The 22,188-nt window shown below is 41.1% G+C and carries 18 protein-coding genes; 10 read left to right on the forward strand and 8 right to left on the reverse strand.

Annotation, left to right across the window (positions count from 1 at the left end; all coding sequences use genetic code 11):
* Positions 1 to 60 precede the first annotated feature (60 nt).
* Entirely contained in the window at positions 61 to 1,398 is a 1,338-nt protein-coding gene (locus tag V7K76_RS17320; protein ID WP_334775529.1) for an Nramp family divalent metal transporter, read from the reverse strand.
* A 248-nt stretch (positions 1,399 to 1,646) separates the two neighbouring features.
* On the opposite strand from V7K76_RS17320, the gene V7K76_RS17325 reads away from it, so the two are divergent.
* The 6 genes from V7K76_RS17325 to V7K76_RS17350 all read left to right on the forward strand — a co-directional run bounded on the left by V7K76_RS17325 (position 1,647) and on the right by V7K76_RS17350 (position 9,581).
* Positions 1,647 to 3,641 (forward strand): heavy metal translocating P-type ATPase, encoded by a 1,995-nt coding sequence (locus V7K76_RS17325; protein ID WP_334775530.1) that lies wholly within the window; start codon positions 1,647 to 1,649, stop codon positions 3,639 to 3,641.
* Positions 3,642 to 3,851: 210 nt separating this feature from the next.
* A complete protein-coding gene (locus tag V7K76_RS17330; RefSeq protein ID WP_334775531.1) occupies positions 3,852 to 4,526 on the forward strand; it encodes a hypothetical protein in 675 nt (224 codons plus the stop codon).
* Positions 4,527 to 4,755: 229 nt separating this feature from the next.
* Entirely contained in the window at positions 4,756 to 5,742 is a 987-nt protein-coding gene (locus V7K76_RS17335; protein WP_334775532.1) for a hypothetical protein, read from the forward strand.
* Positions 5,727 to 6,644: an AAA family ATPase gene (locus V7K76_RS17340; RefSeq protein WP_334775533.1), complete on the forward strand. Its 918-nt coding sequence runs from the start codon at positions 5,727 to 5,729 to the stop codon at positions 6,642 to 6,644. The genes V7K76_RS17335 and V7K76_RS17340 overlap by 16 nt, the downstream gene beginning before the upstream one ends.
* A gap of 4 nt (positions 6,645 to 6,648) precedes the next feature.
* On the forward strand, positions 6,649 to 8,052 hold the full coding sequence (locus tag V7K76_RS17345) for a hypothetical protein (RefSeq protein WP_334775534.1): 1,404 nt from the start codon (positions 6,649 to 6,651) through the stop codon (positions 8,050 to 8,052).
* Complete coding sequence (locus V7K76_RS17350; RefSeq protein WP_334775535.1) at positions 8,049 to 9,581, forward strand: glycoside hydrolase family 25 protein; 1,533 nt, start codon at positions 8,049 to 8,051, stop codon at positions 9,579 to 9,581. Before V7K76_RS17345 ends, V7K76_RS17350 begins: the two co-directional genes overlap by 4 nt.
* Positions 9,582 to 9,635: 54 nt before the next feature.
* Here the strand turns inward: V7K76_RS17350 and V7K76_RS17355 are convergent, their stop codons facing one another.
* The gene (locus tag V7K76_RS17355) at positions 9,636 to 9,824 is read right to left on the reverse strand and encodes a hypothetical protein (protein ID WP_334775536.1); all 189 of its coding nucleotides are present in this window, start codon (positions 9,822 to 9,824) and stop codon (positions 9,636 to 9,638) included.
* A gap of 104 nt (positions 9,825 to 9,928) precedes the next feature.
* Here V7K76_RS17355 and V7K76_RS17360 point away from each other — a divergent pair, with 104 nt between their 5' ends.
* Together V7K76_RS17360 and V7K76_RS17365 are read left to right on the forward strand one after the other, a co-directional pair.
* Positions 9,929 to 10,246: a hypothetical protein gene (locus tag V7K76_RS17360; RefSeq protein WP_335029901.1), complete on the forward strand. Its 318-nt coding sequence runs from the start codon at positions 9,929 to 9,931 to the stop codon at positions 10,244 to 10,246.
* A gap of 11 nt (positions 10,247 to 10,257) precedes the next feature.
* Positions 10,258 to 11,301: a caspase family protein gene (locus tag V7K76_RS17365; protein WP_334775538.1), complete on the forward strand. Its 1,044-nt coding sequence runs from the start codon at positions 10,258 to 10,260 to the stop codon at positions 11,299 to 11,301.
* Between the two features lie 412 nt (positions 11,302 to 11,713).
* On the opposite strand, the gene V7K76_RS17370 is transcribed toward V7K76_RS17365, so the two are convergent.
* Positions 11,714 to 12,802: an aromatic ring-hydroxylating dioxygenase subunit alpha gene (locus V7K76_RS17370; protein ID WP_334775539.1), complete on the reverse strand. Its 1,089-nt coding sequence runs from the start codon at positions 12,800 to 12,802 to the stop codon at positions 11,714 to 11,716.
* A 345-nt stretch (positions 12,803 to 13,147) separates the two neighbouring features.
* Here V7K76_RS17370 and V7K76_RS17375 point away from each other — a divergent pair, with 345 nt between their 5' ends.
* The gene (locus tag V7K76_RS17375; protein ID WP_334775540.1) at positions 13,148 to 13,573 is read left to right on the forward strand and encodes a heavy metal-responsive transcriptional regulator; all 426 of its coding nucleotides are present in this window, start codon (positions 13,148 to 13,150) and stop codon (positions 13,571 to 13,573) included.
* Positions 13,574 to 13,579: 6 nt separating this feature from the next.
* On the opposite strand, the gene V7K76_RS17380 is transcribed toward V7K76_RS17375, so the two are convergent.
* The 3 genes from V7K76_RS17380 to V7K76_RS17390 form a co-directional block, all read right to left on the reverse strand.
* Entirely contained in the window at positions 13,580 to 13,807 is a 228-nt protein-coding gene (locus V7K76_RS17380; protein ID WP_334775541.1) for a hypothetical protein, read from the reverse strand.
* A 19-nt stretch (positions 13,808 to 13,826) separates the two neighbouring features.
* A complete protein-coding gene (locus tag V7K76_RS17385; protein ID WP_334952415.1) occupies positions 13,827 to 16,124 on the reverse strand; it encodes a heavy metal translocating P-type ATPase in 2,298 nt (765 codons plus the stop codon).
* A gap of 190 nt (positions 16,125 to 16,314) precedes the next feature.
* Complete coding sequence (locus tag V7K76_RS17390; protein WP_334775543.1) at positions 16,315 to 16,509, reverse strand: heavy-metal-associated domain-containing protein; 195 nt, start codon at positions 16,507 to 16,509, stop codon at positions 16,315 to 16,317.
* Positions 16,510 to 16,928: 419 nt separating this feature from the next.
* Here V7K76_RS17390 and V7K76_RS17395 point away from each other — a divergent pair, with 419 nt between their 5' ends.
* Positions 16,929 to 18,368: an RtcB family protein gene (locus V7K76_RS17395; protein ID WP_334775544.1), complete on the forward strand. Its 1,440-nt coding sequence runs from the start codon at positions 16,929 to 16,931 to the stop codon at positions 18,366 to 18,368.
* 839 nt (positions 18,369 to 19,207) lie between these two features.
* On the opposite strand, the gene V7K76_RS17400 is transcribed toward V7K76_RS17395, so the two are convergent.
* Positions 19,208 to 20,332, reverse strand: a complete 1,125-nt coding sequence (locus V7K76_RS17400; protein ID WP_334775545.1) for a hybrid sensor histidine kinase/response regulator — start codon at positions 20,330 to 20,332, stop codon at positions 19,208 to 19,210.
* Between the two features lie 25 nt (positions 20,333 to 20,357).
* Positions 20,358 to 21,692, reverse strand: a complete 1,335-nt coding sequence (locus V7K76_RS17405) for an ATP-binding response regulator (RefSeq protein WP_334775546.1) — start codon at positions 21,690 to 21,692, stop codon at positions 20,358 to 20,360.
* Positions 21,693 to 22,188: the final 496 nt, after the last annotated feature.

A 22,188-nucleotide genomic window follows, 5' to 3' on the forward strand; every position in this document is an offset into this window, starting at 1 on the left:
AATTGTTGTACTGAAAATGAGCTTGTGTACATCCTAGCGCTGCGAACCGCTATAAATATTCTAGCTAGTACTTGTAAATAGCCAGATTGAAATAGTTTGCAATAATAGCCAAGCATTTAAGCTACCAATCACAATTGCTACTAACCATGATAAAGTTTTTAGCCACCAAGGGTTGACAAATTCGCCCATTAAGTGACGATTACTCGTAAACATCACCAAAGGCACTACCGCAAACGATAGCTGTAAACTCAAAATCACTTGACTGAAAATTAGTAAGCTACCTGTACTCTTTTCTCCCAAAAGTATAATTGAAATTAATGCTGGGATAATGGCAATTAATCTAGTTAATAATCTACGTAGCCAAGGTTTTAGACGCAGATTTAAAAATCCTTCCATGACGATTTGCCCTGCTAAGGTGGCAGTCAGGGTTGAACTTTGTCCAGAAGCAAGTAATGCCAAGCCAAAAATGGCGCTGGCGGCATTTACACCTAATAAGGGAGAGAGCAATTTATAAGCATCTTGAATTTCTGCAACATCCTGATTACCAGAAAAATGAAAAGTTGCCGCCGCAATAATCAAAATTGCTGAGTTGATAAATAAGGCGAAACATAAAGCAACTGTAGAATCGATTGTGCCAAACTTAATCGCTTCCCATTTCTTTTCGGATGTTGATTCCCAATCTCGCGTCTGCACGATTGATGAGTGTAGATACAAGTTGTGTGGCATTACTGTTGCCCCCAAAATGCCAATAGCAATGTAGAGCATTTCTGGATTTTGTACAATTTCTATTTTGGGAACATATCCTAATAAGACTCCGCCCAAATCAGGACGCGAAAAAATGATTTCTGCTGTGAAACAGATGCCTACAGTTGCTACTAACAAGATTACCAAAGCTTCTGTATAGCGAAAGCCTTTGTTTTGTAGCAGTAATAATACAATTACATCTAGTGCTGTGATACACACGCCCCAACTCAGGGGAATGCCAAAAAGTAGTTGCAGCGCGATCGCACTTCCCAAAACTTCCGCTAAGTCACAGGCTGCGATCGCTATCTCACAAAGTACCCATAGCCCGAAGTTAACACGCGGACCGAAGTTTTCTCGACAAGCCTGCGCTAAATCTCGCCCCGTTGCTACTCCCAACCGCACACACAGAGATTGCATTAAAATCGCCATCAAGTTGGAAAGCATAATCACCGTTAGCAACGCATAACCAAATTTAGCCCCGCCTGCTAAGTCAGTTGCCCAGTTACCAGGGTCAATATACCCTACAGATACCAAATATCCTGGCCCTCCATAAGCCAACATCTTGCGCCAGAAGCTTTTGGTGTTAGGAATTTTAATGCTGCGATGAACTTCAGGTAGGCTGGGCTTTCTGGCTGGTTTTTCTGGGAAGGGCATTTGTTTGTACTCTCAAATTTTCATAATTTTCTCATAATTATAGGAAACACTGACAAGAATAACTACCGTCGCAAGACTATAAATTTTAATATCCACTAAATATTAATAGAAAGATTTAACAAGAAACCTAAATATTATATTGATATAGATTCTCGTTCTTAAATTATCAACTTGTAAAAACTTCTTTTTTTAATTAAATTTGAATAAAGGCTAATATATCCAATAAGTTACTAGCCTCCATAGAAAAAATGAAGCAGAAAGTACATTCAGAATCTTCAGATTGTTGCAACGGTGAACACGATCATCACGAGAATCATAACCATGTTCATAATCACAATCATGATGAGAATCATAACCATGACCATAATCACGACCACGGTGGAGAATTCAATCTAAAAAATGAGGTATTGCCTTTAGTTGTGATTTTAAGTTTATATGCGCCTGGTGTAATTTTTGAAACTCAATTACACAATACGCTTTATTCAATCGGTGAATATCTGCTTTTTATCCCTGCCTATTTATTAAGTGGATGGAGTGTTTTAAAAACTGCTGGGCGTAATATCCTCAGAGGCAGAGTATTTGATGAAACATTTTTGATGACAGTAGCGACACTAGGTGCGATCGCAATTCATAAATTACCCGAAGCTGTCGGAGTAATGTTATTTTATAAAATTGGAGAATTGTTCCAAGATATTGCTGTCAGTCGTTCCCGTAATTCGATCAAAGCATTATTGGAAGTCCGCCCAGATTATGCCAATATCCAAATAGAGGGAGAACTCAAGAAAGTATCACCAGAAAAAGTAAATATTGGGGATATTATCGTTGTTAAACCTGGAGAAAAGATTCCCTTAGATGGCGAAATTATCGATGGTAATTCGCAAGTTGATACATCCGCATTAACTGGAGAATCTGTACCACGAACGGTGAGGTTAGGTGAAACAGTTTTGGCTGGAATGATCAATAAAATAGGTGTTCTCAGCATTAAAGTTACAAAACTCTTTGATGAATCTTCCATTGCCAAGATTTTAGACTTGGTGCAAAATGCCAAAAGTAAAAAAGCAGAAACAGAAAAGTTTATTACTAAATTTGCTAGATACTATACACCAATTGTAGTTTTTACATCTCTAGCAGTTGCAATATTACCTCCTTTATTCATTTCGGGTGCAACTTATTCCGAATGGGTTTATCGTGCCCTAATTTTACTAGTTATTTCCTGTCCTTGTGGACTCGTTATCAGTATTCCATTAGGTTACTTTGGAGGTGTGGGAGGTGCAGCCAGACGTGGTATTTTAGTTAAAGGCTCTACTTTTCTAGATACTTTAAATGCAGTTAATACAGTTGTTTTTGATAAAACGGGAACGTTAACAAAAGGGGTATTCAAAGTAGCCAAAATAGTACCATTAAATGGCTGGAATGAACAAGAATTACTGCAATTAGCTGCCAAAGTAGAATCGCACTCAAATCATCCCATAGCTCAATCTATCCGTAAAGCTTATGGTGAAAAAATTGATGAATTTGAGGTGAGAGATTATGAAGAGATTGCAGGTTATGGAATTCGAGCCAAGATTGAAAATAGGGTAGTGATAGCGGGAAGCGATCGCCTACTCCACAGAGAGAATATTGTTCACGATAATTGCCAGTTAGAGGGAACAGTTATTCATCTTGCAGTGGATGATATTTACGCTGGATATATTGTCATTGCTGATGAACTTAAAGAAGATGCTAGACTTGCTATTCAAGCACTCAAACGGATGGGTGTAGAGAGAACAGTAATGTTGACAGGAGATAATCAAGCGATCGCTTCTCGGATTGCTGAACAGCTTGGCATAGATACATATCAAGCAGAGTTATTACCAGAAGAAAAAGTTAATGCCATTGAGAAATTACTCAGCACTGCTGGCAAGCATGGTAAAGTTGCCTTTGTTGGCGATGGTATTAATGATGCACCTGTGATTGCTAGAGCGGATGTTGGTATGGCAATGGGTGGGTTAGGCTCAGATGCCGCGATCGAAACTGCCGATATTGTGATTATGACAGATGCACCGTTAAAAGTGGTAGAAGCAATAAAAATTGCCAGAAAAACAAGGCAAATTGTTTGGCAAAATATTGGCTTTGCTTTAGCAGTTAAAGCTGTATTTATTGGATTGGGTATTTTTGGTATAGCGACAATGTGGGAAGCTGTCTTTGCTGACGTTGGAGTAGCTTTACTGGCAATTTTAAACGCAACTAGAGCGATGAAATAAAACAGGAGTCAGAATACAGAATACAGAATTCAGAATACTCTAACCATAACGCTATCATCCACTCGTACAGAATTCATACTGAATTCTGACTCCTGAGTTCTTAATTCTTCTTATAAAATTTTTGGGAAATCGGGAATATGTAATTGAGAAATTGTAGTAATTAAACTATGAATGCTTCTCACTCATAAGCCGCTACCCAAAATAGAACCTATGAATTCATCAATCAAAGGCATTGCTACAGCTACTTTAGCTTTACTGATTAACTATTCAGCAAACCCAGCCTTTGCACTACCCCAAAAAATCAATCATCCAAGTACTGTTGCTACGCAAGCGTCAAAAGATATCTTGATTGTTCCTGGCGAACGAGTGGGGCCGATAACACGCACAACCACTAAGCAAGATTTAGTAAAGCTATTTGGTGCATCCCATCTCGTTGATAAAACCATTTCCGGTGCTGAAGGAATAGGTAGTTTTGCAGCTACTCAGGTAAACCTAAATCAGGGGCGATCTCTGTTAATAGTCTGGAGTGATAATACTCGTACCAAACCTCTAGATGTGCGTAACCTGGGTTCAGCTTGGAAAACCCGCGAAGGTATTGGAGTAGGAACACCGTTAAGTGAGTTACGCAAAAAACTAGGTAACTTTAAAGTCTATGGATTGGGTTGGGATTACGGCGGCACTATTTTGCTGGATAGTAGCAAATTATCCCGTTATCAAGGCAAACTCATTTTACGAGTAGATGCTGCTCCTAATGCTTCTGAAAAGTTCCCCAATGACTACCAATCAGTGTCAGGAGATAGTACTTTTTCCTCCACCAATCCCCACTGGAAACCTCTGGGAATTAGGCTTACAGAAATAATTGTTGTACTGAATCCGAGTCAGTAGTGGTATGCTAAACATCAGTTTGCTTGCTAGGGCGTAGAGGGACTATGGAGACGACGTTCTTATACTAAGTCTGGAACTTGTAAATTACTGAGATAATAAATTACATAAGTGACATCTCGTGTCGCAATTATGTTTCAGCTATTGAAACCAAACACAGTAAACCAGATTGCTAAATCGATAATCTGGCTAATCGTATTGAGTAAAGATTATTAACTCAAAAAGTACCTGCATGTCTTCCCAGCAGCATCTACAATATGAAATCGATGGATTACAAGGACAGTCTGAAGTACTAGCTGATAAGTTAAAAGTGTTGCGTCGTGATTATGCGATCGCAGCAGATACTCTCATTCGCTTCCAATTAGAAAAGCAAATTGAACAAACTGAAGCTGAAAAAAGGAAATTGGATCAGCAGCTTGATGATCTGGAACGAGCTTCATCTAGTGAAAAAGTGTATCATGCTTTGTTGAAATTGGGCTATCGAGAGCAGACGCGAACATTTCGGAGATTTATTGAGACTCATTCAGTAGCAGCCTTTCTAATCCACGGTTCACTTTACTATGGTCAACGCTGGTTATTGAATAGGTTAGTGCGGCAAAATGTCTCCAATATCATGACGGGAAAGGTTGTGCGAATTGAACTCAGTCGCATTGCTCGGAGAAGTGACAGTGCTGCATTGTGGCGTGAACTTGGTGGTAGAGTTGGTCTGGGTAGACAAAGCTCAATTCCTGAAATTGCCGAACGAGTTTATCAATGGTGGCTAACTCAGAATGTCCTGTTAATTTTATACGATGTCGATTGTCTTTCGGAAACTCTTTTGCACGAGTTAATCCGAGATTTCTGGTTACTATTAGCGACTAAAGTTAAGACGGCTAGCCCCCAAGCGAGTCAATTCAAATTATTAATGTTCCTAGTAGATTATGATGGCTGCGTAGGTAGTTGGAATCTTCCTTTTGTAGAACGGCTCGACCCTACTTGGAAGCCAGATAACCCTGTCAAACTACCTGAGATTAATCAATTTTCTGACGATGAACTGACTAACTGGCTAGAGTATTCAGAGGACGAATTGCCGACTAAACTGATAGATCAGCTAGATGAAACAGTACAAACAATACTGAAAAATAGTGATAACGGCATTCCAGAACTCGCATTGGGCGAAATTTGTCAACTGTCTGGCTGTAATTGGTATGACGAAGAGGAAAAATGGTTAAGGCTGTAGGTGGAAAACTCTTGGAATATACAGGTAAAGTGCAGCCCAAGTTAGGAGAAAGAGGGGCGAACGGACAGATGTTATATCCCTATTTGCCTAATCCTGAACTGATAGAAGCAGTCAACTTAGCAATTTACTTGGAACGTCCTTTACTGCTGAAAGGTGAACCGGGATGCGGTAAGACTCAACTTGCAAGTGCAGTTGCCTACGAGCTAGGTTTGAACTTGGAAGCTTGGTATGTCAAATCCACTAGTCGGGCAAGGGATGGGTTGTATAACTACGATGCTGTAGGACGGTTGCGGGATGCCCAGCTAGCTGCTTCTAGTCGCCTGACAGCAGAACAAATCCAGCGAATTGATGACCCAACTACATATATACGCTGGGGGACTCTGGGACGGGCATTTCAGCAAGAAAACCGCACTGTCGTACTGATTGATGAAATTGATAAAGCTGACATTGACTTTCCCAACGATCTGCTGCTGGAATTAGATGAGCGGCGGTTTATTGTTGAGGAAACGGGTCAGCAAATTGAAGCAAAGGTAGCACCAATTGTTTTAATCACCAGCAATGATGAGAAAGATTTGCCAGATGCTTTTTTGCGTCGATGCTTGTTTCACTATGTTGAATTTCCTAGTCGTGAGCGGTTGATACAAATTGTTAACGCTCTGTTTCCCACTTCACCCCAAGCTTTGGTGGATAAAGCCATAGTTCGCTTCCTACTGCTGCGGGAGGAAATGCGAAAAGATAAAGGGGAGGCTGGCAAGAAAATTAGCACGAGCGAATTAATTGACTGGTTTCGCGTCCTGCGTCGTTATCCTCAAGATGAGGCTCTGGCAAAACTGGATGGCAAAATACCTTATGCTGGGGTGTTGCTGAAAAGTTGGGATGACCATATACGCTATTTGAGATAGAGCCGTGGAAGTGAATGATTTGCCTCTACTGGAACTTTTTACTAAACTGCGTGAAGCTGGCTTACCACTCGGCATAGAGGAATATCAGTTAGTATTGCAAGCTATGCAAGCTGGGTTTGGGATTAATGACCAAGCTGCTTTAAAACGTCTGTGTCAGACTTTGTGGATTAAATCGGCTGAGGAGTTGCGATTATTTGAATATCACTTTGAACAATTGATAAGTATTAATGTTTTATTGCCAACGTCAGAAAAAGTTGTTAGACATTCTCGGCAGCATCAATTATCTCTAATTACTCGCTACTTGATTCTGGGGTTTGTCGGAGTAGGAATTGTCTTGGGTGTTGGATTAACTTTAAAACAGCGAACTCAGACAGCACAGCCAACCACAACATCAACAGCACAGCCAACCGAAAAGCCAACCGAAAAGCCAACCGAAAAGTCAACCGCAACACCAACCGCAACACCAAAAGACACGAACCAGCCAGATTTAATTTTTTGGAGTTTGCTATCAGCTATAAACTTGAGTGCTGGATCTGGATATATATTTTTCAAGTGGATATTTAAGCGGAGGGTTGAACAACGCATTGATCAAAGTACCTCACTTCCCAAATCAACTCCCAGTTCGGTTGCTTCCCCTGTTCCTACAAAATTGACACAAACAATAGAAGATGAGGTACAAGTAGCTCAAGTTGTCCTGCAAGCTACCAGTAGAAGTGAAGAAATTCTCTACAATCGTTTCATCCTGACCACTGAGTATCTTCCCGTAACCGAACGGCAAATGAAGCAGATTTGGCGCTACTTGCGCCGCCCGGTACGTGAGGGGCCACGCACAGAGTTGGATGTAGAAACAACGGTTAAGCAGATTGGACATCAAGGTTTACTACTCGAACCTGTTTTGCTACCGCGTCGAGTGAACCGAGCGGAACTACTGTTACTAATTGACCAGGATGGCTCGATGGTACCTTTTCACGAGATATCATATCGTTTAGCAACAACTTCCTGTCGTGGCGGTCGTTTGGGCAAATCTGGGATTTACTATTTTCACAATTGCCCTATTGAACATCTCTACCGCGATCGCAATTATCAAGAAGCAGAGTTAGTCAGTGATATCATCACTCATAGTTGCTCCAATCGCACTGCTGTATTAATTTATAGTGATGCTGGGGCTGCCCGTGGTGGCTATAGCGAGGAACGTTACGAATTAACCAAAAAATTTCTTGCCCAGTTGAAACAAAAGGTGCGTTACATTGCTTGGCTGAATCCGATGCCAAAAAAGCGCTGGCTTGGGACAACATCTGGAGAAATTGCCCGCCTTGTCCCAATGTTTGAAGTCAATCGTCGGGGTTTACAAGATGCTGTAGATGTGCTGCGCGGAAGGGCTACGAATTCTGAGGGGCAGAGAAAATGAGCAAAATTAGTCCTCAAGTTGCTAACCGACGTATAGAATCTTTTAATAAACGATTTGGGAAAGCGCACCTATATTTGGCATATCATGCTGCTTTTCCCTTAGCGCTCACACCAAATCTTTTATATCGTATATGGGCTAACTTCCAGCGAGATATTCACGCCCAAGTGCTAGATGTCCCCTGGATAGCGGTAGCGGATGTGTTGCTTTCTAGCCTTTGTGATGAAGTTGGACATGAACTCTACGAAATGGATTTGTCCATCCGAAATGTGCTGTTAAAGCGATTACAGGAAGATGAAAAGTTTGGTCAACAGCGAATTAATGAACTGTCGGACTTTTTACTTAATTATATACAACAGCAACTTCAGAGTGATGATCCCGATTTGCGCGACTTTGCTCAAGCCCAATATTGGACAGCGATCGCATATACTAAACCCAGTCAGGCAGCTAGTGAACTAACAGCTACTCTCAAAAAAGCCTATCACACCGATAGAGCGGATTTAATTCGATTAGCATCATTGGTAGAAACTTTAGCAGAGCCACTAGCAGAATTTGAGCCACTACTGATTGATGCTCGTAAAATGAGGAGCTTTGCCTCTAGCAATCAAGAGGCTGTAGAGCCTCCATTGGCAAAAAATAAATTTCCTAAGTCTTTAATTTTTTCTGGATTGGCTTTAGCACTGGTTAATATCAGTTTTTGGTATCTTTACGAGCCAGCACAAGCAATTTCAATGTGTATGCAGTCTTTAATTGAGCCACAAAGCAATAACAAAGCACATGGTATTGGTGTTGCTGATCAAGACGGTAGAGTAGATTGGACAGCTGTGAAAAACTCTGGTAAGACTTTCGCTTTTGTAAAAGCTACAGAAGGTGTTGCCATTAAAGACTCTGCTTTTCCTAATCACTGGCGAACTCTGAAAGCTGATGGTATGATTCGGGGTGCTTATCATTTCTTTCACCCAAATACATCTGACCCGGTTGAGCAAGCGAAGGAATTCTTAAAAACTGTTGGTAAATTTGAACCTGGAGATTTACCACCAGTTTTAGATATAGAAGTAACAGATAACGTAGATAAGCAAACTGTCATCAATGCAGCCAAGCAATGGTTAGCAGAGATAGAAAAAGAGCTAAAACAACAGACTGGAAGGACAATCAAACCAATTATTTATACTTACCCTGGTTTCTGGTCAGAGCTTGGTAATCCATCTGATTTTGCTAGTTACCCTTTATTCATTGCCCACTACGGAACTCAGCAACCATCAATTCCTAGCCCTTGGCAGGGGAAATATCTATTCCATGAATTTGAAGGTGATGTATCTGGTGTAGCTGGCGTTAGCGGTAAAGCTGATTTGAACTACTTCAACGGCTCAGTACAAGACCTTAAATGTTTTGCAAAGTCGCCATCCCTCTTCCAAGTGACATCCCAATTACGTAATTTTATATCTGGACAAAAAATTACAAAAACTACAGAGCCTATTGTTAGTCCAACTTCCACACCTTTTGTTAGCCCAACTTCCACACAAGTAAAATAGCTAAAACTAGTCAATACTAATATTTTTGTTTCAGGTTTACACACCAGTCACAAGTTATACAGTATAAAAGGCGATGTCTAACGACAAGCTAGCAGCTACGCATTTATCACCCACCGCATGACAAACCAAACTTTTACCAACGGTTATAGGTGCTGATTTAACAGTCACAGTCAAAGATGCAACGGCTATACAAGATATACTGATTGATAGCGATCGCCCCACCATCCACCAAATATAAATCACCCCATGAAGCTTTGAAGTTTAGCTTCATCAAATGCAAGACCCCGACACGCATCGCTCCTGCTGCTACGGTAAAATTGAGAAATAAACCAGAAAATCTCTTAAATATGACTATAGATAGGTTAGATAGAATTGAGGAAATTCTAGCTCAAACCACAGCCTTAGCACAAGCTAATGCAGCTGAAAATGCTTCACTGCGCTCAAGTGTTGGGGAACTTAGCTCAAGTGTTGGGGAACTTAGCTCAAGTGTTGGGGAACTTAGCTCAACAGTCAACTCACTAGTGCAAATAGTTGAAGTGCATCAGCAGAACTTTGAAGTATCTCAGCGCAATTTTGAAGTAATTATGTCTGAAATTAGAGGTTTGAGAACTGAAAGTCAGCGCATCTTAGAACATTTATTTGGTAGAGAAGAAAACCGCGAATGATGGCATAAAGCATGACAAACCAAACTTTTACCAACGGTTATGCATTACTCATTGGCGTAGGTGCTGATTTACCAGTCACAGTCAAAGATGCAACGGCTTTACAAGATATACTGATTGATAGCGATCGCGCCGCCTATCCACCAGAACAAGTCACACTCCTTACCGAAACCTCTGCAACTCGGCAAAATATCCTCGCAGCTTTTGACCAAATCATCGCCCAAGTCAATCAAAATCCTGATGCAACTGTGATCATTTACTACTCTGGTCACGGTGGACGCATCCAGCGCACCAATGAATACTTCCTTGTACCGTTCGGCTATGACCCCAGTCAACGCGCAAACACAGCCATCTCAGGTGTAGAATTTACCCAAAAAATTGAAGCAATTACAGCGCGTAAACTTGTAGTTTTATTAGATTGCTGTCATGCTGGTGGCGTTCCAGCTTTGAAGGAACCAGGGGAAACATTTGTAAAATCCCCCTTACCGCCGCAGCTGTTAAATGTGCTGGGAACAGGAAGCGGTCGAGTTGTGGTTGCTTCTTCGCGAGAAGACGAATATTCTTACACGGGTCAACCCTACAGTGCTTTTACAGATTGCTTGTTGGAAGCTTTTCAAGGTAAAGCGGCGGTGAATAAAGATGGCTATGCACGTATTCTTGATATTTTAGTTTATTTGTTTGACCAAGTACCCAAAAGAGCATCAGGGCCGCAACACCCATTTGTAAATAAAGTGCTAGATTTAGGCGATAATTTTCCCCTTTGTTATTACGCAGGCGGAAGTAAATTTTTATCTGGTGAAGTAGCAACTATGGAAACTAGTCCAGTTTCTACTAGCTTAACTCCTGGACAACGACGGCGATCGCAACAAAAACTAGACGCACTTCAGGCAGAATTTGACATCCGCAGCGAGAAGTTTAAGCAGATGAAGAAAGCTGTAGCTATTGAGGCTGGTACGGCAGTTAAGTTTCAATTAGAACAGCAACTTCTTGATGAAGAGGCAAAATTGGCATATCTTAACGATGAACTGGATAAACTTGAGTCTGTATTACAATCATAAGACTTATGTAAATATACAGTTATTTGGCGCATGGAAATTAGGGTTTCCCCACCCAGAAAACAAGAAAAATAGAGATATTCAGTTAATTGGTGTTGGTTTATACTATTTAAAGTTTTTGTAGTCGTTATACTCATAACTTAGGTTCTACCTGGGAATTAGGAAGTGGCTTTGCCACTTCTTTTTATTTATTTGGTAGCCCAGTAAAAAATCAATTAAAAGTTAAAAGCCACTTTATTGAGCCTTTAAACTTTATTGTTATATTATTTTACAAAATACCTGCTAAATATCCATTGGTAAGGGCATACATCTGTACACCCCTACAACGATTAATTGTTGCAAAGATTGTTGACAATAGGATGAGAGCGTGTGTGTTTAATTAGCCAGACGGAATTCTGGTCATATAAACATGATGTTAGTCATTACTCATTGTATCTTGCCATCTCTCACGCTTGGGCTTGCTCTCAATATCGTGCGATCGCGCTTCTTTCCAAGTCCCCCACATTAGGCATTGCTGTTTTTCAACATGGTTAATAAACTGCATAATTGAGTGATCTGCTTTGATGGGAGTTTTCAAATCAAACTGAATTGTTTGGAGAATCTTAATGTCACCCATGAGAAAGTACTTAGCTACAATCTTAGTCAGCCATAGCACAACTCGATTGCATAACAAACCAAAAATTCCTTTACGTTTTTTAGTCATCAGCAGAACTTGACCTTCAGTTTTTCCCCCTTGATGGAGGCGAACTGCAACCATCATGTGGACATGGAAGAAATCTGGGCCAAGTGTCACAATGCCAATGCTACCGTACCAATAGCAAATACTGTAAGTTATGACATTTTTGTAGAAAAGACGGATGAGCTTAATGAAAAAGGAATTGTCTTTGATGGGTGTAGTATTACTGAAGATAATAGCATTTTCGTTAAGTTCCTGTCTTTCAAAAATAATTTCTACTGGCAGTTTGTGAACTGTATTGAGGTGTTGAGCATCAATAGCATTAATCATCACCACGTTGGGGTGACAGTTCATCACAAAGTGAGAATGGATGGCGACATCACACTCTTTTTGTTCCAACTCTGGAACAAAAGGTAAGGGTTGTTGTGGTATTTCTCCAGTCCAAACCCAAATCATCCCGTACTTCTCAGCAGTGGGCCAAGTTTGTAATTGTAGAGAAGGTGGTGTATCTAAACATGGGATATTAATACACATCCCCTCAGCATCAAACTTCCAGTGGTGGAAAAAACAACGTAGTGCATTACCTTCAACTTTACCCTCAGCAAGGTGAGCGCCCATGTGTGGACAGTAGGCATTAAAAGTAACTATCCTTTTGTCTTTACCACGGTAAATTACTAATTCTTTACCCAAAATCGTGACAGGTTTTACTTCACCCACCCGCAGATTTTGAGAGGGTATTACCCAATACCATCCCTCAATAAAACGCTCTGGATTATTGAAAATTTTAGGTTTACGGATTGAGCTAAAAGTCTGCGAGTTGAGATTCATTTTTATGGTTTCACTTGAAGTGAAGCAGTTGATCTAGAAGTAACATGGGGACTTTAAAAAAACAGTTACTTTCAGTACCATGAGCAACAGCTACCCAAGAAATGAATAAAAATCATCAGGTAAAATCTTGAAAAAATATGATTAAAAATGTCAAAATTATGCTATTTCAATATCAGCTAAATTCCAAAAATACATTTAGACTAAATATTTGAACATTTAAAACTTAGTAAAATCTCTAATTAGATAAAAAGTTGCAATACTGATGATAATATTTTGCTTAACTCTCAAACAACTTAACGTCTAGAAAATATGTAATAATAATTACAATAGTTGGGGAAGTCTACCGTGCTAACTCAAGATAAAAAACTGCTTTTAATTGGTCAGGTAACAGATTTAACTGGAATACCCATCAGGACAATTCGTTATTACGAGAGTTTAGGCTTAATCAATTCATTGAGACGAACAGAGGGAGGCTTTCGCCAGTTTTCATTGGATGTACTAACTCGTCTAGCATTCATTAAAAGGGCACAAAATCTTGGTCTTAGCCTAGAGGAGATTGGAAATATTCTTCAGGTTTACGATCAAGGGCAGACTCCCTGTGGTGAAATCAAAGAAAAACTTGAAGAGAAGGTCTTGCAGATTGATGGCCAAATAGATCAGTTATTAACTTTACGCTCTGAAATCAAGGGATTACTTTCAGGCTGGAAGAATATCAGCGATCATCATGAGGATACAATTTGTCCGATTATTCAAAACACCTCTCAGGACTGACACCAATCAGGAATCAGCACTTTTATAGAGAAGAAACCACCACAACTCTAGTCCAATTAAGCCTAAACCTGCGATCGCAACACCAACTTTCAAGCCCAAAGGTTGCTCGATACGTTGAAATTGGCTGGTTTGCTCTGATGAATGGGCTGGCATTTCTGCGAATGCTACACTTGATGTGCCTGTGAGAAGCACTAAAGCTGTAAGGCTTCCCCAAAGCGTTTTTTGACTGAACATTTGCTAAATTACCCTGCAATTATGAGCTAATTTTTGGTTGAAAGTTACGCAATCTGAGCGCGTTGCTAACAACAGAGAGCGAAGAAAGAGCCATTGCAGCACCGGCAATAATTGGATTGAGTAACCAACCAAAGATGGGAAACAGAATTCCTGCCGCAATGGGAATACCAATGACGTTGTAAATAAAGGCAAAGAAGAGATTTTGCTTAATATTGTTAATGGTGGCGCGGCTGAGTTGAATTGCTGTGACAATTCCTTGCAAATCTCCAGAAATTAAGGTGATATCGCTAGCTGCGATCGCTACATCTGTTCCCGTCCCAATGGCAATTCCCACATCAGCCTGTGCTAAGGCTGGTGCATCATTGATGCCATCACCTACCATTGCGACAATTTTAGATTTTGGATTTTGGATTTTGGATTTGGTAAATCTCTCTATCTCGCCTTGCAAAGATTGGATAATCGCCACCTTTTGATCTGGACGCACTTCAGCAAAGATTTGCTGGATGCCAACTTGTAGAGCGATCGCATCAGCAGTTTTACGATTGTCTCCAGTAAGCATTACTACTTCTAAACCTAACTTCTGTAAAGCTTTTACCACTGCTGTTGATGAAGGTTTGAGGGCATCGGCAATACCCATTATTCCTTGTAATTCGCCTTCTACAGCAATCAAAATGACTGTTTTACCTGCGGCTTCCCAGGCATCTTTATACTGCTGGAGATTTATGGTATTAATTCCAAGTTCTGTTAACCAGCGTTGTGTACCAATTTGCACAAGCTGATTTGCAACAACTGCTTGCACACCACTACCTGCATTAGCTACGAAGTTCTTTGCATCTATTAAACTCACCTCTTGAGACTGGGCATATTTTACAACCGCTTCCGCTAAAGGATGCTCTGAATTACGTTCCACGGTTGCTGCTAATCGTAAAAGCTGGAGTTCATTACCATTAGCTGTGCCGTTGACAGTTACAAAGTCTGTAACCGTTGGTTTCCCTTGAGTTAAAGTGCCGGTTTTATCTAGAACGATGATTTTAATTTTGTGTGCTAGTTCTAAGCTGTCCGCACCCTTAATCAAAATCCCATTTTCTGCACCTTTGCCTGTCCCCACCATTACAGATGTGGGGGTAGCTAAACCCAAAGCACAAGGACAAGCGATAATTAGTACACCCACTGTTGTCATTGTGGCTAGGGTGAGGTTGCCCGTGAAATTAAACCAAATGACAAAAGTGGCGATCGCAACGGCAATCACAGCTGGTACAAACCATCCTGTCACTTGATCTGCCAAGCGCTGAATTGGTGCTTTAGAACCTTGCGCTTGCTGCACTAGTTTGACAATTTGAGCCAAAAATGTATCATTTCCGACTCGTGTCACCCGAAACTGAAATGCACCCGCACCGTTAATCGTCGCCCCAATCACCTCATCTCCTGGCTGCTTTTTGACTGGTAAACTTTCACCAGTTACCATCGCTTCATCTATCGTCGAAGCGCCTGTAATCACTTCGCCATCTACCGGAATCTTTTCACCAGGACGCACTAAAATCACATCATTGATCCTGACTTCGGCGATGGGAAGATCAATTTCTATTCCATCACGGATGACTCTGGCATCTCTAGCTTGCAATCCAATGAGTTTGCGGATAGCTTCAGAAGTTTGTCCCCTAGCGCGATTTTCCAACAACCGCCCCAGCAAAATTAAGGTAATGACAAAGGCGGCAACTTCGTAATAAATATGAGGAATCAAGCCTTGAGCAATAAAAAATTCTGGAAAAACAGTGACAAACAAAGAATATAGATATGCTGCACTTGTACCCAAAGCAATCAGGGTGTCCATCGTCGCCGTATGGCGCTTGAGGGATTTCCAGCCATTGCGGTAAAAAGATCCACCACACCACAACACGACGGGTGTTGTCAGCACTAACTGCACCCAAGGATTTTGCAGGAAACTTGGAATTAAAGGTAAATTTAGCCCAGTCATCATGGGCAATGATCCCAAAAGTAGGAAAATGCTGATTACACCTCCCACCACTACCTTGAGGAAGAGTTGGCGTTGTAATGCTTGCCTACTCGCAATCTCTGCATCATCTTCTTCGGAGAGTAATTCTTTCTGGAGTGAGTCAGAAGAGTATCCCGCAGATGCGATCGCACCTTGGATTTTTTCTAAATTGGCTAAAGAGCGATCGTACTTGATAGTGGCTTGCTCTGCTCCAAAGTTAACGTTGCAGTCAATTACCCCAGAAACAGAGCGAATCGCCTTTTCGATGTTATTGGCGCAAGCGGCACAACTCATGCCTCGAAGTTTGAGCGTGAGAGTATCCATTTTGGGGATTGGGGATTGGGGATTAGGGATTAGGGATTAGGGATTGGGGATTGGGGATTAGGGATTGGGGATTGGGAATTGGGAATTGGGGATTGGGGGTTAGGGATTAGGGATTGGGGGTTAGGGATTGGCAATTGGTCATTCTCCCAGTCCCCAGTACCCAGTACCCAGTCCCCAGTACCCAGTCCCCTTAAGCAACTGGATAACCAGCAGCAGCCAACGCTTCCTTAATTACTGTTTCTGATGCTTGAGTTTCTACATTGACCAGCTTGGTTGTTGGATCAGCCTGAACGCTAGCATTGGCATCGACTGCCTGAAGTGCTTTGGTGATCTTGCTTGCACAAACAGAACAAGACATGCTGGGAACTGTGAGTTGGAGAGTCATAGATTTACGGGATAAAATGAACAACCTTGCCAGACCAAGCTGGATGACCGAGACGTATCCCTCACACATCAGAAATAACTGGAAAGAGGGTCGCCTTGAATTCATCCTAGACTCTCTAGCCGGCTGGAGAGTCTAGAGATTTTTAAAAGTTTTTCGCTAAACTTCAAATTTCTTTACAAGTTTGGTTTAACGGAGTAACCATTGCCATCAAAAATACAACGTACTACAAAACACTTGTCATCCGATGAAAGTGTGTGTTATTAAGGCTATATAACCACATTAGTCAGAATTAACCTGTTGTTTTCCCCACAGTTCTGGGAAAACAACACTCCGCACCAGTTGAGACGCGGCTGCTGAACCCAAGTCTCCCTATCTCTTCACAACCAAGGGTCTTTTTTAAGACTCTATTTGGAGTTTTCATGCAGCCAAAAAATCTCAAACGTCTCCTGCGTGCCTTAGAGCGGCAAGGTTTAGATGTAACTTATAACAATCGCACTTATTCAGTCCGTTTAGTTAATTCTCCTGATGCGCCTGTAGCAGAAGTGCTACTACCAGAAGACTTCCCCGTTGAAGCTAAGGCATTAAAGCAGTTAGCGAATTTAGCAAGCGTCCGCCACCCATCAGGTGGATGTGTTTGTCGTGCTTGTGCTACGCCTGACTTTCACCCAGGTGATGCTGGTGTTGCCATCGGTTCAGTCATCGAAACTGTGGGTCAGGTCATCCCTGGTGCTGTCGGTTCTGACATCAATTGCGGGATGCGCCTGCATGTTGTTGATTTGACAATCGACGAATTCCTCGCAAAGCGCGACCAATTCGTAGAACGGATGAAGGGGGATTACTTCTTCGGTACGCGTGATGTGACGATGACTGCTCAAGCAATGCGATCGCTATTTCAGTACGGTGTTCCTGGTTGGCTAGATGCCATGCTAGATCAGCCTACGGGGAGTGTAGTCAAATCTGATTTGCAGCAACTTGCCCAAGAGAGCGAACGCATTTTCTTAGGTGGTTCAATGGATGGTGACTGGAAACTTGCGCCGGAAGAATTGGTTCCCGATAGTGGACTAGTACGCGATGGCGGACTGGCAACCATTGGCGGTGGTAATCATTTTGTGGAAGTGCAGCGAGTTGATAAGGTCGAAAATCGCTCACTTGCCCACGCCTGGGGAGTGCGCGAGGGACAGCTAGCTTTTATGATTCACTCTGGTTCTCGAAATGTGGGTAAGTATATCGGGGGAATGTGGCGAGATCAAGCTAAGGCGACTTGGCAAAAAGGTCTAAAGTATCCTGATTCTCAGATTTTTCCTCTCTCTACTTATTCTCACCCGGAACTAGTTGCCAGTTATTTGCAAGCTGAGTCCACTGCTGCTAACTATGCTTTTGTCAATCGCCTGCTGTTAGCAGAATTGCTACGTCTGCGTTTGCGAGAAGTATACAAAGATGTGGAAGCACCTCTAGTTTATGATTTACCCCATAACATCACCTTGCTAGAAGGTGAAGGATGGGTAACACGCAAGGGCGCTTGTCCCGCTTATGCAGAGCAACCAGTGATTATCCCTGGTTCAATGGGTGCTTATTCTTATCTGATGGTGGGTAGAGGCAATCCAACATTTTGTAATTCGGCATCACATGGGGCGGGAAGAATTCGTTCTCGCTTCGATCTCAGTCGCAAAGGTGCATCTCAAAGTGAGTCGGAACTGGGATTAACTGGCGTAGACTGCATTACCCTGCGTGAAGAACGCCGAATTGAGGAAGCACCTGCTGCCTACAAACCGATTCAGTCTGTGATTGATGTGCAAGTTGAGGCAGAAATGGTGGATGTTGTAGCACGATTAAGTCCAGTGCTGACGTTTAAGGCGTAGCTACTAAATAAAAAACCCCTGGTTCACATCCAGGGGCATCCATCTTTATTCCCTCATCTAGAATCGCATTTGTGAAGCTATAGTAAATCCGTAGTAATGCAATAAACACATAAGATAGATGACTATTTTGCAATTAACTAGTTGCGTGGGAATTTCCCAGTCTCATGAATGAGAGCGATGTCTACTGGCATGGCAAGCTTAAAATAGTGCATTAGTCTCATACACCCGTAGGGGCAATACTCTGCGGGAAGCCGCTCCGCGTCTACATGAATTGCCCCTACACCTTGCTTGATCCAAAAAAAAAGGTTTAACACTCAGCTAAACCTCTATATACTTCAATACGGCTCAATTAAGGCTAAAATCCTTTTTTTAACGAACCGCAAAGGACGCATAGACACGAAGTGGCTTCCCGCAGGGTAGGACGCAAAGGAAGAGAAGGAAGAGAAGCTTAACTGAACTGTATTGCTATATACTTAGTGCTTAAGCAGATATCCCAGATTAATTTAGTTTTTATAAAAAAACACCCTGGGTATTATTCCAGGGCGCATACACATTTTAAGGCATTAATTAAGCTGAATAATAACTTTGTAAAATAGTTATTTCTACTATCCATAGAATGATCTAAATATTGCTCTATATATGGTATTAGTGAATTTTTGATAGTGTTCTATAAAACTAAATTTGTAGATTTTCATGATATCTTCTATTCCTTTAGTGTCAAGAAAAATATTCCATAATCTGATATTAATATTTTCTTTAGAGTCAGAAATAAACTCAAATTGAATGTAATTTCTGAGAGAATACCCTCAAGGTAATCTCGCGATCGCTAATAAGTAGACTTAAGTATTTTTAGGTAGTTTTACAGTAAATAAGCTACCTTTGCCTACTTCCGAAACGACCTGGATGCTTCCTGCGTGTCCTTCAACAATCCGGTGGGATAGATGTAGTCCTAAGCCACTACCTGAGCGTTTATTTTTACCTTGGCGAAATCGTTCAAAAATGGTTGCCTGATCTTCTGGCGCAATCCCATATCCTGTATCTTCTATCTCAATTGTTACCAAATCTGGATTTTCTGGCTGAGGTGGTGTTTCAAAAATGCGGATGGTTATGCCTCCTGTATCTGTAAATTTGATGGCATTTGCGATCAGATTGTTGATCACCCGTCGTAGTTCTAAGCGATCGCCCATAATAATACCAGCTTTTGGACTCAGTGGATCTAATTTACTGGTATCTATTTCTAGAGTCAAGCCTTTTTCATTTGTTAAGGGACTTAGTTCACTGACTACTTCTTGAGATATCTCACGTAAATCGCACTCTTCCCAATTCAACGTTTTTTTACCTGCCTCGAAGCGATAAACTTCTAACAGGGTATTCACCATTTCCATCAAATTTTGGTTACTGCGAATCATCACTGCGATCGCCTGTTTCATTTCCGGCGAAATTTTGCAGAATGTTTCCATTTCAAACAAATTCAACATGCGATCGGCGGCTACTAGGGGAGTTCGCAAATCATGAGTTAGGCGGGAAACAAAGTCTTCCCGTTGGCGGGCCATTTTTTGCTGTTCGTCTAGACTATGCTTGAGACGCAATAGCGATCGCACTCTTGCCAGTAATTCATCAGTATCAAATGGTTTACGAATAAAATCGTCAGCACCAGCATCTAAACCTTCGACAACACTGGATTGGTGAAAGGCAGTAATCAACAAAATTGGAATATAAGAAATTGCAGGGTTCTTCCGAATCCGACGTGTGACTTCATAACCATCTATCCCCGGCATCATCACATCTAACAGAATCAGATCGGGTGGAGATTGGTCAATTTTCTGCAAAGCCTTTATTCCATCTGAAGCCAAATCAATTTCATAGCCCTCACTTTCTAAAATTGCTTGAACCAAAATGAGATTATCTCGAGTGTCGTCAACTGCGAGGATACGATAAATTTTATTATTTTCAACTACAGACATGATTTATCAGTTTTTTGGAAGTAATTTATAGTTTAAATTTAGGATACCCTATTGATGTTTTCCTACTTTGAAAAGATGAGTGAGGAGGATTTTTAGCAGGGCAAAAAAAATCGTCATCATCTAACTGTGAAGTTGGAGTATCAGCTTCTACAGTCGGTAATGTAATTTGACGTGGCAATTCAATTTTAAACATTGAACCAACCCCTACTTTGCTCTCAAGAAATATTTTGCCACCCATCATTCGCACCAGTGAATCGATAATTGCCAAACCCAGACCTGTACCTGGATATTTGCGAGTGATAGTTTGATCGACTTGCCGAAATGCTTCAAAAATATGTTTAAAATCTTTCGGTGCTATGCCAACACCTGTATCCTGAACAATAATTACCACTCGATTTGCAGGTAATTCTTTAACTTCAACCCAAATTTCACCAAACTCGGTGAATTTAATGGCGTTGGAGAGTAGGTTAATTAAAATCTGTTTGATCCGAACTGGATCGTTAAATACCAAAGGATTTTGTAAATCGGTTTTTACTAATAACGAAAGATTTTTCGCCTCAGCTAGGGAGCGTATTTCACTAACGGCGAGATTTATTACCTTTGATATATTAAATATTTCTGCCTTTAAGTCTAATCCTCCTCCTTCCAGCTTAGAAAAGTCGAGAACTTCATTGAGTAACATTAGCAAATGCTTTCCATTATTCAAGATCCGCTCAACCATATCTCTTTGCTGGTGCGTTAGTTGACCGAACTTAGGACGCAATAGGACTTGCGAAAAACCAATAATCGCATTCATCGGCGTTCTAAGTTCGTGAGACATAGTTGCTAAAAAGAGTGATTTTAGACGTGATGCCTCCAATAACTTGAAGTTTTGCATTTGAATCTGTTGCTGTTGTCTCTCCAGTTCTTGGTTCTTAGAAATAAGTTCTTCATGAGTTTCTCTAAGCTGCTGGCTTGCCAAATCTGCCTGCATTTCAGCCTGATAAATGCGAATCGCACTCCGCAAAACCTGCGACAAAGTTTCTGGGGATATTCTAGACTTAGAGAGATAGTCTGTAGCACCAGCTTTCAATAGCTGAAGAGTAATTTGTTCATCTCCTTGATCTGTTAGGACTACTAAAGGAACTTTAATTTCTGAAGAACGTAGCTGTTGAATCAAGGTTAGTCCATCTTGGTCTGGTAAGCGATAGTCAAGGAAAACACAATGATATACAGTAGTGCTTAAGGCAGAAAATGCTTCATTTCCATCGCCTACTTCAGCCAGTTCTATTGGAACACCCGCTTTAGTCAAGGCAGAACGAATTGCTATCCGGTCTACTTTGTCATCGTCTACAACCAAAATTTTCAGCGTCTCTTCCATCGGTTTTTATTTTTGCCGCCAAACATAGGTTGATGTATAACATTTCTATTTTCAGATTATCCAACTAAAAGAATATAATATTTTCGGACATCTAAAATCTGTAACTTGATTGACTAAGACATTTTGTATAATGTCTGAAACGTTGAGTGTTGCCTTAATCTCAATGTTTCGGACTTTGCCTTGGCTTGAATTCAGTCTGTTGTATCTTCAATTTGATTGACTTACCAGAGTTTGGGAATAAAACTCTTAGTAAATGATCGATAGCTCTCAAAAAATTAGCAATTAACAAACTGAAAACTAGCGATCTGAAGACAGCAGACAGAATTGATATAAAGTAAAATAGAATACTTTAACCAAGCTCTAAGACCAATTGTAATTGAGTGAGCAAGTGACCGTCGTCAGTCATTGGTGAGAGTTGCATACTATTATCCTGTACCATAAGCTTGAACAGTTTTACCCTTTAGATTGATTAGACTAGGTAAATAAGAAAATACTG

Origin of the sequence: Nostoc sp. (genome assembly GCF_036917975.1) — a bacterium.
Taxonomy (GTDB): domain Bacteria; phylum Cyanobacteriota; class Cyanobacteriia; order Cyanobacteriales; family Nostocaceae; genus Nostoc.